Raw genomic sequence first — 12,371 nt, 5'->3', positions numbered from 1 at the left:
CCGATCCTTTGTTCAGCCATGCTTTCTATATGTTCCTTCCGCCGATCTTTTTCAACTCGGCATGCGTATCACGGAGCATTTTTTCGGTGGTCTCCCAGTCGACGCATTTGTCGGTAATTGAAACACCGTACTCGAGATTCTCCAGGGAATCGGCCATCGGCTGGTTGCCGGCCTTGAGATTGCTTTCAACCATGACCGAGTTGATCGAGGAATTTCCGGCGGTAATTTGCCTGATCACCTCGGCCAGAACTTCCGGCTGCTTTTCGTGGTTCTTGTTCGAATTGGCGTGACTGCAATCAACCATGATGCCGGCTTCAAGGCCGGCCTTTTCAAGCATCTGTTCGGTGCTCTTGATGTCTTCGGATCTGTAATTCGGGCCGTTGTTGCCGCCGCGCAATACAATGTGAACATCGCTGTTGCCGGTTGTTTTGACAATCGCCGTTTTCCCCTCGGAGCTGATTCCGAGAAAATTGTGCGGGTGCAGGGCCGATTTCATGGCATCCAGGGCGATCTGCAGGGAGCCGTCGGTGCCGTTCTTGAACCCGACCGGGAAGGAGAGGCCGCTTGCCATCTCGCGATGAACCTGCGACTCGGTTGTCCGGGCACCGATCGCTCCCCAACTGATCAGGTCCGACATGTATTGCGGCGTGATCGGGTCGAGCATTTCGGTTGCGACCGGCAGTTCCAGGTCGGTCAGTCGGCACAGCAGGTTGCGGGCGACACCGAGCCCTTTTGAAATCTGATGCGTCCCGTCGAGGTCAGGGTCGTTGATCAGTCCTTTCCAGCCGATCGTTGTCCGCGGTTTTTCGAAGTAGACCCGCATCACGATGAACAGCTGGTCGTCAAGATCCTTGCTGAGTCTGGCGAGTTTCCTTGCGTAATCGATCGCCGCATCGGGATCGTGAATCGAACAGGGGCCGACCACAACCATCAACCGCGGATCCCTGTTAAAAATTATATTCTGGACATGCTTCCGGGCCGTCATCACGAATTCCGCTTTCTTTTCTGCCAGCGGGAAAACCTGCTTCAGTTCGGCCGGAGCAATAATAGGCGTCAGGCTGGAAACCTTCAGATTGTTGGTGCGTACCATATCGGACCTCTCTCTGTTCAAATTTAAAGGCGTAACTTTAACGGTTTTTCTACGGGGTGTCAAAGAAACAAGAGTTTGGTTCGATCAAACTGGAGAATAGGGAAACCGTTTGACACTCTTCCTGCCGATGCTGTATAAAATGTAGAAGTTGCGCGTACTTGCGCGATTTCTTCTGTTTACTAAAGGTGAATACAATGTTGCGTGAAATTATTCTGGCATTTGCTCAGGTGGTCGACCTGGTTTTTACCCTCTATATCTTTATCCTGCTCGGGCGGGTTATAATCTCCTGGGTTAATCCCGACCCCTATAATCCGATCGTCCGTTTCCTTCATAACGCAACCGATCCGGTTCTCTATCGCATCCGCCGGGTGGTGCCGCTGGTCTTCGGTGGCTTTGACTTGACGCCGCTGGTGTTGCTGATCCTGTTGCAGTTTTTGCAACGGGTTGTCGTCAAGGGGCTGGCGCAGCTGGCCTACACCATTTAGAACAGGGACAGACTATGGCTATTACGCCGATTGACATACAACAGAAACAGTTCAAAACCCGCCCGTTCGGATACGAAAAGTATGGCGTTGACGAGTTTCTCGAGGCCCTCGCCGAAGAAGTCGAAAAGATTCTTCGTCTCAACCAGGAATTGCGTGAGGAGCTGGCCCGGACGCGGGCTTCTCTCGATGAGATGAAACAGCGTGAAACCACCCTCAAGGATACCCTGGTCACGACCCAGAAGATGGTCAAGGACATCAAGGCCAACGCCAATAAGGAAGCCGACATTGTTCTCAGCGATGCCCAGCTCAAGGCCGAACGGATCGTGCGCGACGCCGATGAGCGCCGGATCCAGCTGATCAACGAGATCCAGGAGGTCAAGCGGCAGAAGATTTCGTTCGAAACCTCCCTGCGTGCCCTGGTGATGAGTCATATCAAGCTGCTTGATCTCGAGGTCGTCGAAGTCGAGGGGAGCAGTAATGCCGAAAACCACCTGCTTGAGGAATCCCTCCCTTTCGATGAAATCACTGCCAGTGAACTGAACGGCGTCGATTTCGATCTCGACGATAACGGATTTGATCCGGAGTCTCTCTGATGCCGGATTGGCTCCGGTCGGTCGAGGAGGGGACGGTGATCTCCCTGCATGTTCAGCCGCGCGCCAGTAGAAATGAGATTATCGGAGAGCAGGACGGCGCTCTGAAGGTACGGTTGACCTCGCCGCCGGTCGAAGGAGCCGCGAACAAGCTCTGCTGTGAAATTTTTGCCAAGACCTGCGGCGTGCCGAAGCGAAACGTTTCAATCCTTTCCGGTGAGAAGTCACGGCAAAAAAGGCTGCTGGTATCCGGTCTTTCGGTTGCTGTGGTGCAGGAGAAAATTGAAGAACAAATAAAGAGATAATTCCTGTGCACGGAAAAGTCGAAGCCGCAAAAAGCAGCATAAGCGAACAGGTGATTTTTCATTTAATGCTGTTCTCTTATGGCAAGGGCGACGGTCAGATGATGCTTACAAAACGCACAGCGCTCTGAACGGTTCTATGAATACGGAAATAAGCGAAAAATCGAGTTCACCTGCGCCGATCGGGTAAACGATCAATGTATATTTTTTGACGATTTTGTTGACCGCCTCTGCGTATCCTCTTTTTCGCCAGACCGTTACCTGTGAAATGCCGTGACTGAAGGTTCGTGCGGTCTTGCGCAGGGTGAATTCAATATCTATCGGCTCATTGACAGATTCGAAATGTTTGGCGAGCTTTTTTTGAAGCTGTTCGTACGATTTGACCGCACGACCGTTCCGGAAATACCCCCCGAGCCATTTCTTCTTTGGCGTATACTTCTCTTGCCAGTCGTTGGGAGAGGCGAGCAGTAGTACTCCGTTCACGGCAATCCTTTCATGTATTCCCGATAAAAAGCTGCCGGGGTCCGGGAGTCGGTCGATCAGGTTGGCGGCAACGACCAGATCATAACCGGTGAGAGTCGGTTCGAGATCCTGCGCGTCACTCTGGCGAAACGTTACCCGGTCTGCGGTTTTGTCGAGTTTGAAATCGGCGAGACAGATCCCGTGATCCGTCAGGAGTTCACCCTCATTAATCAACTTGTAGTGGAGTCGCCCGGTTTTTTTCAGACGATTGGCGATGTCGATGAAGCGTGAAGAGAAGTCGACTCCGGTTACCTGCCTGAAGCGGGTGGCCAGTTCGAAGGCGGTGCGACCGACCGCACAGCCGAGGACCAGGGCCGATTGCTGTTGCCCGGCCTCGAGATGCTCAAAGCAGCGCTGAGCGATCTGGCGTGAAAAGTTGCCGACCCCGAGTTTGTCCGGGCCGTAGTGGGCGTCGCAGTATTGGGCGATCACTTCGTCAGACTGGTAGCGTGAATAGTTAGACTGCAGACAATTTGTCTGAACCCGACGGGACAAAAAAGAGAGTGGCATCATTGGCGCTCCCGATTATGTCGTTGACGATAACATCAATCATTTCAATATGTCGTAATATATCAAGGAATATTCGATTTGTGAAGGAGCCCTGGTACACGATTCAATGTAGTCGATAATTTAATCCTGAAGTAGCTCCTGAATCGACATCTTCAGTTGATGCATATGTAGATCCCGTTGATGGAAGTCCGCGGTCGTTCACCCGGGAACTCTTTGCCGCTGTGGATTGATTTGTCATGTTTTTTGTCCGGACGTTTAAGGCAACGATGCCAGACCTGCCATGGAAAAGATCGCAACTTACGGGGTGTCCGATCGGTATCCGGCATAAGCAGTGTCGCTGAAATCAGGTGGAATCTATTGCAATAGCTATTGCCTGGGTGTCTCGGTAAAAAAATACCGGTTACAAAATTTCAACTAATTATGTATGTTATGAAAATTGTACAACAATTTGTTATTGTTATAATGAAAGAAGTATTACATGTTTGGTCAGCTTTTTCGCAGAGAAAGGTGAGTGAGGGGATGATCGGTAGCTTTTCGTTAAATAACTCTCAAAAAGGCAGTAAAAAAAACAAGAGTATCAAGCAGGCTCTGAGCGATTTGGATTACAATGTTTTTGGAACCGCTCATTCTGTACCGGGCCTGTCTCCCTACAAGCTCCTGCCATTGCTGGTCGTTTCAGTTTTCTGTTCGGAAATCATTATCATGTTCGCCTTGCACTTGTTTCCGGCTCTGCCAACGATAACAGAGGCCTTTGTCGATGCGACCATGTTACTGGTTATCCTCTCACCGACATTTTACTTTTTCCATTATCGTCCCCTCGTTGCTCATTACATACAAAGAAAGAATATTATCGATCAGCTTGTCGAAAGCGAAGAACAGCTCGATCTTACCCTGGATGCCGTGAACGATGGTTTGTGGGACTGGGATTTTAAGGCGGAATCGATCTATTTCAGCCCGAGGTGGGAGCGTATGCTCGGTTATGAACCGGGAAGTATTGAACCGAAAGTAAGCAGTTGGGATGCACTGATTCACTTATCTGACAAGAAAAAGGTATTTCGCGACCTCGACGACCATCTTTTGGGAAAGAGCGAGTATTTTGAATCCGAGTACCGGATGAAAACCAAATACGGAGATTGGCGTTGGATACTGACCCGTGGCAAGGTTGTGACCAGGGATCTCGAAAATACACCTTTGAGGGCTGTTGGAACGAATACGGATATCCATTCCCGGAAAGTTGCTGAGGAGGGGCTCCAGCAAAGGGAAAAAGATATTCGACGGCTTTCATGGCAGTTGATTGAAAGTTCTGAAGTTGAAAGCAAGCGATTGGCCCAGGACCTTCATGACGACTTCGGTCAATTGCTCACAGCATTGAAACTTGGTGTCGAAATGATACAGAATCATCAGATTAAAGAGGAAGATGAATTGCAGTTTCATTGTGCCCGCCTGCTTGGGACGGTTGACCGCATGGCTGCCAGCCTCAGTCATGTTTGTGATAACCTGCGACCGGTCATGCTCGACGATATTGGCCTGATAGCGACCCTTAAATGGTTCGTTAAGGATATGGAACAACAGGCCGGAACAGTGAAAATCAACCTTGAATCGCCTGCGGACCAGAAGCGGTTGCCGCCGGATGTTGAACTCGTTTGTTTCAGGATATGCCAGGAAGCAATCAATAATGCCCTGAAGCATGCAGCGCCAACAGAGATTAATGTTAAATTCAGATTTGGTTCAAAAACTGCTACAATACTCATTTCAGATAACGGAAAAGGATTTGATCTGAAAAAACTGAAGGCGTCGGAAACCAGTCACTGGGGTTTCGGACTTCTCGGTATGAACGAAAGAGCTGCTGCCGTCGATGGTTATGTCGGAATAGATTCAACTCCGGGCAAGGGGACCAGGGTTGAGGTCGTTTTGCCGGTCTTTATAGATTGAGGACTGATTTGATGAACGTAATACGTGTCGCGTTGGCTGATGATCACAATATTTTGCGGGAGGGGCTCAGTATGCTCTTGCGCAAGCAGGATTATATTGAGGTCGTCGCCGAAGCCAGTGATGGCAACGAGGCTTTGTCTATCGTTCGCCAGCATCGTCCCGATGTGTTGTTGATGGATATAGCAATGCCCGAGATCAATGGGCTGAAAGCGATCGGAATGGTTCACGCCATTGCACCCGAAACCAAGGTTGTGATCCTTTCAAGTTATGAAAAAGACGCTTACGTACATCAGGCTCTTGATGCCGGGGCTATCGGTTATGTGATCAAGGGTGCCTCGAGTGTGGAGTTGCTCGAGGCGATCCGGAACGCGGCCAAGGGGAAATTTTTTCTCAGTTCCCAGGTGCAGGCAGATGTTATTCATTCTTATGTCAAAAATCACAAAAAGGACCAGCCGAAGCCGCGCGACAGCTATAATCAATTATCTGATCGCGAGAAGCAGGTCTTTTCATTGCTGATCGAGGGAAATACAGGCACGAAGATTGCCGAAATCCTTTGCATCAGTTCCAAGACAGTTGATAAGCATCGGGCCAGCATCAGTCGAAAGATCGGCATCGATAACCCGGTCAAGATGGTTCAGTACGCAATCCGCCACGGATTGATAGATCCGAGCATCTGGGAAGATTAGCGCAAGCCGAAAGTCATCGATCTTTTTTCGGCGTTAAGTGGATTGCTCTTTATTCGCACGCTTTGTGTGTCTTTGTGGTCTCCAATTGCTACCATATAATGCGAGTTTCCCCCATTGTTATTCATGACCATTACTGTAAATTGGTAGTCAAAGTTCGGATTTCTCCGCATTTTGTAAAAGATCAAAATGCGGAGTGTCATCCATGTTGCCACTGCTGCCAACGGAGAGCTTACTACCATGACCCCTTTTAAGGTTTTTATTGTAGATGATCATCACATGATGCGTGAAGGTCTGGTGCTGTTGCTGGAAAATGAGTCGGACATTGAAGTCGTCGGTGAGGCTGATAACGAAGAAGAATTAAATAGGCAGCTTGCCTTGATATTGCCTGATATTCTCCTGCTCAATAGTTCACTGTTGTATTCGTTTGAAGTTCCTTCGCTCGCACCCCTGTTGGCGATTTCGCCAGAGACAAAGGTTATTGTATTGTCGAGTCTCTCTGCTGATGAGAATGTCCACCAGTTACTGAATGACGGTGCGCACGGATATATTGTAAAGCAGGCCGAGAGTGCGGAAATTGTCGAAGCGATGCATAAGGTCATGCGGGGGAATTACTTTCTCAGCCCTCCGGTTATGGACCTTGTTATCCAAACCTATCTGGAGGGAACCCGGACAAAACCGCGAGGTGAAAGTCCCGAGGAGAATCCCTACGATGGTTTCAATAAGCTCTCGAAACGTGAAAAAGAAGTCTTTGATCTACTGATAGAAGGGCTGAACAGTCGAGAGATCAGTGAAAAGCTCTCTATCAGCCCCAAGACCGCAGATAAGCATCGCAGCAGTATTTACGGCAAAGTCGGTGTTGAAAACTCAACCCAGTTGCTGCATTACGCCTTTAACCTGAATTTGCTTAATAATAATCTTGCTGCAAATCCCCCTGAGCCGATCTTTTCTTTTGTTGGTGGATGAAATTGCACGACAGAACAATTAAAAAGGTCCCGATTGAATCGGGACCTTTTTAATTGAAGAGTTTTTTATTACCCAAGCCTTGGCCGGGCATGCCGAAATCGTAAGTTTGAAAAAGTCTCCTAGGGCATAACTTCCAATAATTCGACTTCAAAGATAAGAGCCTGTCCGGCCATCGGCCCCTGGTTACCGTAAGCCAGGGCATTCGGCAGGTATATCTCCCATTTGGCGCCCTCCTGCATCAGCAGCAAGGCTTCAGCCATCCCCGGTAGAAGACTGGTTATGGCAAGTTTTGAAGGTTCTCCCTTGATGTAAGTGTTGTCGAATACATATCCCTTGAGGGTGCGGCCCTTGTAATTTATCTTGACCAGGTCAGACGACTTCGGTTTTTTTCCGGTCCCGGAACGCATCACGCTGTACTGCAGGCCGCTGTCAAGAGTTACAACCCCTTCTCGTTTCGCATTGGCCTGCAAAAAAAGGTTCTCCTCGACTTCGTTCTTTTGTGCAACTGATTCAATATCTTCGATCATGTATCTCTTTGGATCACGCAAGATCAGTTTGATTTCGGCCTTGGTCAGGGCCGGCCTGATATTCTTTCGGGCGTCGTACATACCTTTTAAAACCGCGTCGGGGATAATCGTGAGTTTGAGATTCTGGAACATGTCCCCGATTTTGTATCCCATGGCATAACTGATCCTGCTGATGCTTTTAGACAGATCGACCTCCGGTGGTTCTTCGGCCGGTTCCTCTTCTTTATCGACGACAGCCTGTTCCTGGTACTCGTGCTGAGCACCAGAAACAGGCGTCGAAATAACGAACATCAATAAAAACGCGAGTAACGCCAAACGAAAGGCGATGCCATTACGTTCAAGAATCATCAGTCTTATTTCCCGACCTTGACCAGTTCCAGTTCATAGATAACGGTCTGTCCGCCTAACGGTGTTGTTGCCGGGAAGCCAAGCAGCGCCGGGATGTAGAGCTCCCACTTCGCACCTTCCTTCATCATCTGAAGGCCTTCGAGCCACCCGGGGATCACGCCTTCAAGTTTTAACTCGAGCGGTTTCCATTGTCCTTCAATGTAGGTCGTGTCGAAAACCTTGCCATTGATCTCCCGGCCGGTGTAATTGACCTGGATTGTCTCGCCGAGGGCCGGTTTCTTGCCTTTACCTTTCTTGATCACCTTGTACTGCAGGCCGCTGTCGAGGGTCACAACGCCCTCTTTCTTGGCATTTTTTTTCATGAACTCGACACCGAGCATACGCATGCTATCGTTCTTTTGCTCTGCCTTGGCGACAATTTTTTCTTTCAGTGCGACAAGCGTGTCGATCATCTGGTCAAACGGCATCATCGGCTCGTTGCCATCGGTCGCGTCGAGAATGCCCTGAAGCAGAACCTCGGGATTAACCTTGACTTCCTGGCGGACCATGTCACGACCGACCTGATGGCCGACACTGTAACTGATACGATCGTCCTCGGTTTCAATAGCAGGTTTTTTGGCTCCCCATCCACTCATGGGAAGAATCAGCAGTACGCAGATAACAAGGGCAGTTTTTCTCATTTTCAACTCCTTTTAGTTAATGGATTGTGTGGACTTCAATCATTGCATTGAATGATGCTGCAAAAAAAATAATACACCAATAAGTTTATTGAGCGCTTTTGTAAATTTTAACGAGTTCAATTTCGACGACGATGGTTTGTCCTGCCATCGGTCCAGCATCCCTGTATGCCAGGTAGTAGGGGATCGTTACTTCCCACTTGTCCCCTTCATGCATCAACAGCAACGCTTCGGTCCAACCTTTAACCACTTCGTTGACCGCGATCTCCTCCGGCGTCGGTATGCCGAGAGGATAGGTGCTGGAAAACGGCGTCCCGTCAATCGTCGCGGCCTTGTAGTTTACCAGAACCGAATCGCTGAGTTTGGGGCTTTCGACGCCGTCTCCCGACTTGACTACCTTGTACTGCACGCCGCTCGGCAGGGTAACGACTCCTTCTTTGGAGGCATTCTCGCTGATATACTTCTGCCCCGGAAGGCGAAAGGCCTTTTCCGGTGCCTGACCCTGGTTGTCGACGTTTGTTAATTGTGCCATCAATTCTTCGCTGAGACGCGGTGTTTTGTTTTCCAGGGCGTCGTAGAGTCCTTGGGAAAAGGCGGCGGTTCGAAAATCGATATTTCGCTGAACGATTTTTTCCCCGGTGGCAAAGCCATGACTGTAGTTCAAAGCGTCGGTCCTGTCGCCGATCAATGCAGGATCAGTTTGAGAATTTGCCAGTGAGAGGCACGGCAAGAGAATGAATAAAAGAATGAGTCGTTTCATTGGCTCTGCTCCCTTGCGTCCTGTAACAAAGCCGCCATTTCTTCACGGCTTAATGCGGGTTTCTGGTCCTGGGCGAGCGCGGCGTAGATCGCCTGATAAAGAGGCTCCGGCCGCATTTCAACACCGGCTTTTTTAAGCTCAAGCCCGAGGTAATAGCCAAGACTGTAGTTCAGATCATCAATGCTGTCGGTTTTTGCCGCGACATCTTCGGCGACCCAGGCATTTGCGGGAAGCAGTAAAAGGAAGGAACTGATTAAAAGGAATCTCTTCATGGTGAATACCCCCGTCTGCCGAAATAGGTTGGTTGTTGTTAGCGTCGCATGCCGGGACTTCTATTATTGCCTTGCCTTGATGCAGACTGCACAAAGTTTAGCAAACTTTAAAGAAAGAGCCACCTTCCCCGACAAGGGAAGGTGGCTCCTGTTTGACGTCCTATCTGCTGGTTAAGGTACAGGGAAGTTAGCCGGTTTCGCACCGACGAAGAACGGACGCATCATCTCGTTGTCTTCATGTTCGACGATATGACAGTGCCAGACGTAGAGACCTGGCAGGTCAAAGGTCGCCTTGACCCTGGTGATCTCTCCCGGATACGAGAGAACGGTATCCTTGTAGCCGAGCTCATTAGCCAGAGGTGGAACCTGCGGGCCAATTGGCGCGAATGTCGGAGAGAGAGGGTCAAACAGCTGGCGATGCTGGATCTGGTAACGGACAAGGTGCATGTGAATCGGGTGTACGTCGACAGTCAGGTTGTAGAAGTCCCAGTTTTCAGTATCACCGACTTGTGGGTTCTCGGTGATCGGGTCTTTCCACATCAGCGGTACGCCAACCAGCGGACCTGCCGGCAGGGCCGGAGTCGCCTGGGTCGGATCATTCTGAATCAGGCCAAGCAGTGCCGCTTTCGGAGCCTGCGGAACAGCGTTCAGGGCAGCGCACTGGGCCGCGATGTTGAGGGTATGCGGCGGGAAGGTCGCGACCGTGGTGATTGCGCCGGTCGGGCTGACCTGAACACAGACCTGCATCGACTCCTCTTCATTCAGGCTGAGAGGGCGGCTCTGAGCAACAGCTTTGGCATTCGCTGCTTCAGCCGGCAGGGTCAGAGCCAGGGGTGATGCGGTTGTCAAGTCTGTAGGTAGAACAGGTACGGCAACGCTGTTAACTGTGAACTCCATGACCTGGCCGGAAGTTGCCGGGTCGGCCGGGATGTCCGGGAAGCCGCCAAACGGGGCGTCCGGAGCCGTGTTGATCATGCGGATAACAGTACCGTCCGGCAGGCCGCTGAAGTCGACGATAACGTCAGCCCGCTCGGCCGGGGCCATCAGCAGAGCCTGCATCGGATCGGGCAGCAGGGCCGGCGCCGGGAGGGTGCCATTGCCCGGCAGCGCGGTGATCATGCCGGTCTGGATTTTAACAACCTGCGGCAGGAATCCCTGGTCGCCGCCGATCTGGTAGAAAGGAAGTTCCGCACCATACTTGTCGTTGTAGGTTTTTTTGGTCTTCCCCTGGATGATTTGCTTCTTATCGGTCTTGCTTTTTATGACTTCAAACATCGACAGGTTGATGAAGCGCGAGTTGCTGCCGTTGAGCAGGCGCAAGCGGTACTTGGCCGGAGCAACATCGAGGTTAGGCCAGGTGGTGCCATTGACGACCATGGTATTAAAGAATGCTTCCGGGTTCCAGATCGGGTTGATATCACTGACTTGTTGACCGGTAACCGGATCGGTAGCGCCAACGTAGGGGCCGTTGAAGCCGTCAAAGAAGGCACGATTGTTGGGGTAGAAGAGCGTGCCGTCGGCGTTGAACGAGCGGTCCTGGATGACAACCGGGATTTCGCGAATCTTGGCGCGAACGACCGGATCAAAGTTCGGATCTTCACCCAGAACCGGGGCGGGGCCTGGCAAGGTGCCGGCTGGCACATCGTTGGCACCGCCACGGAGCAACCAGAAACCGGCCGGGCCGGCATAAACGTTGAGGCGGGTAATGCCGAGCGAATGGTCGTGGTACCAGAGGGTGGTTGCCGGCTGGGTGTTTTCGTAACTGTAGAACGCGGCGCCGTCTACCGGATCAAAATCGACCTGAACGGTACCCGTTATATTGCCATTTGCATCACGCTGTTGCGCATCCTGCGCTTGACCGGTGAGCACGTTATACTGGGTGTACAGGGTTCCGGTTTTGGCATAGCCTGCCGGAATGTTATTTGCGCCCGGCAGCCACCAGGCTTCCGGGTAGCCGTCGGAGTTGGCGTTGACGTGCGCGCCATGGACGTGAGTAACGATCGGTACCGGACCGGTGTATGGTGTCGGGTTGTAGGTGTTGCAGTCGGTCTGCGGAACCTGGTTGGCGTTGACGCAGCCGGAGTTGGCCGGGTTGGCCCAGTGCAACGTCTGGTCAACGGTACCGGTCAGCAGGTGTGGTCGGTAATTCCCGGTCAGAGGGTCCTTCAGGTCGTTGATCCAGCGAACGGTGTTGGCAGTGTAGGCGGTTGCTTCAACCGTCAGGGCCGGATAGTTGAATGTCGGGGTCCCGGGCGCGGCCAGTGGTGCCGGGGCCGTGTAGTTGGCGACAGCGACCGGATCATCCGAGGCTGAGCCGTAGCTCCAGATCGGAGTTGGCGGGAACGCGTCGGCTCGACCGTTCACCGTATTCCAGACGCCACCCGGGAGGATCTGCTGCTTGAACTGCCGAACAGCGATGTTGTACTCGGCGGCCGGTACAGGGACCGGGTTGCCAGCAGCATCAGTTACGGCAGGTTGAGTCACTGCCTTCGGCATGACCGGAGGAATGACGAGCGGTTGGACATACTTGGTAATTGTCGTCGGGTCCAGAGTCCCTCCCGGCAGCGGAGCCGCCATGGCGCTGTTTGCGCACAGGGCGGTAGCGACCAGGAGCATGAACCAGAAGCTGCCATTTTTCAAGTGGTTCTTTTTCATTTTTTATCTCCCCTTCTCTTTCATGTTGGTACTGCTTGTCGGTCCTTATTAC

General features: G+C 51.5%; 13 protein-coding genes. 6 read left to right on the top strand and 7 right to left on the bottom strand.

The features are described from left to right. Positions 1-25: 25 nt before the first annotated feature. The gene (locus C0623_02480; protein ID PLY03079.1) at positions 26-1,090 is read right to left on the bottom strand and encodes a 3-deoxy-7-phosphoheptulonate synthase; all 1,065 of its coding nucleotides are present in this window, start codon (positions 1,088-1,090) and stop codon (positions 26-28) included. Between the two features lie 194 nt (positions 1,091-1,284). Between C0623_02480 and C0623_02475 the strand changes: the two genes are divergently transcribed. Genes C0623_02475 through C0623_02465 form a run of 3 tightly spaced genes read left to right on the top strand, consistent with a single transcriptional unit; the run spans position 1,285 to position 2,470 of the window. Next, the gene (locus C0623_02475; GenBank protein PLY03078.1) at positions 1,285-1,575 is read left to right on the top strand and encodes a YggT family protein; all 291 of its coding nucleotides are present in this window, start codon (positions 1,285-1,287) and stop codon (positions 1,573-1,575) included. A gap of 14 nt (positions 1,576-1,589) precedes the next feature. Then, positions 1,590-2,168 carry a cell division protein DivIVA gene (locus tag C0623_02470; GenBank protein ID PLY03077.1) on the top strand — a complete coding sequence of 193 codons (579 nt, stop codon included), beginning with the start codon at positions 1,590-1,592 and terminating at the stop codon, positions 2,166-2,168. Continuing rightward, positions 2,168-2,470 (top strand): YggU family protein, encoded by a 303-nt coding sequence (locus C0623_02465; protein PLY03076.1) that lies wholly within the window; start codon positions 2,168-2,170, stop codon positions 2,468-2,470. Before C0623_02470 ends, C0623_02465 begins: the two co-directional genes overlap by 1 nt. Before the next feature lie 105 nt (positions 2,471-2,575). Here C0623_02465 and C0623_02460 read toward each other — a convergent pair whose 3' ends face one another. Then, entirely contained in the window at positions 2,576-3,502 is a 927-nt protein-coding gene (locus C0623_02460) for a putative 4-mercaptohistidine N1-methyltransferase (protein ID PLY03075.1), read from the bottom strand. Between the two features lie 417 nt (positions 3,503-3,919). Between C0623_02460 and C0623_02455 the strand changes: the two genes are divergently transcribed. The 3 genes from C0623_02455 to C0623_02445 all read left to right on the top strand — a co-directional run bounded on the left by C0623_02455 (position 3,920) and on the right by C0623_02445 (position 7,080). Continuing rightward, complete coding sequence (locus C0623_02455) at positions 3,920-5,431, top strand: hypothetical protein (protein ID PLY03074.1); 1,512 nt, start codon at positions 3,920-3,922, stop codon at positions 5,429-5,431. Between the two features lie 11 nt (positions 5,432-5,442). Then, positions 5,443-6,117, top strand: a complete 675-nt coding sequence (locus tag C0623_02450; protein PLY03073.1) for a DNA-binding response regulator — start codon at positions 5,443-5,445, stop codon at positions 6,115-6,117. 186 nt (positions 6,118-6,303) lie between these two features. Next, positions 6,304-7,080, top strand: a complete 777-nt coding sequence (locus tag C0623_02445; protein ID PLY03072.1) for a hypothetical protein — start codon at positions 6,304-6,306, stop codon at positions 7,078-7,080. A gap of 119 nt (positions 7,081-7,199) precedes the next feature. On the opposite strand, the gene C0623_02440 is transcribed toward C0623_02445, so the two are convergent. The 5 genes from C0623_02440 to C0623_02420 all read right to left on the bottom strand — a co-directional run bounded on the left by C0623_02440 (position 7,200) and on the right by C0623_02420 (position 12,319). After that, positions 7,200-7,955, bottom strand: a complete 756-nt coding sequence (locus C0623_02440; protein PLY03071.1) for a hypothetical protein — start codon at positions 7,953-7,955, stop codon at positions 7,200-7,202. A gap of 5 nt (positions 7,956-7,960) precedes the next feature. Beyond that, positions 7,961-8,635, bottom strand: coding sequence for a hypothetical protein (locus tag C0623_02435; protein PLY03070.1), 675 nt, complete (start codon positions 8,633-8,635; stop codon positions 7,961-7,963). Positions 8,636-8,720: 85 nt separating this feature from the next. After that, entirely contained in the window at positions 8,721-9,392 is a 672-nt protein-coding gene (locus C0623_02430) for a hypothetical protein (GenBank protein PLY03069.1), read from the bottom strand. After that, positions 9,389-9,664 (bottom strand): hypothetical protein, encoded by a 276-nt coding sequence (locus C0623_02425; protein ID PLY03068.1) that lies wholly within the window; start codon positions 9,662-9,664, stop codon positions 9,389-9,391. Before C0623_02425 ends, C0623_02430 begins: the two co-directional genes overlap by 4 nt. A 171-nt stretch (positions 9,665-9,835) precedes the next feature. Further along, positions 9,836-12,319: a copper oxidase gene (locus tag C0623_02420; protein ID PLY03067.1), complete on the bottom strand. Its 2,484-nt coding sequence runs from the start codon at positions 12,317-12,319 to the stop codon at positions 9,836-9,838. Positions 12,320-12,371 lie beyond the last annotated feature (52 nt).

Origin of the sequence: Desulfuromonas sp. (genome assembly GCA_002869615.1) — a bacterium.
Taxonomy (GTDB): Bacteria; Desulfobacterota; Desulfuromonadia; order Desulfuromonadales; family UBA2294; genus BM707.
The sequence above is the reverse complement of the archived record's forward strand: the minus strand, read 5'-3'. Positions and strand labels throughout refer to the sequence as shown.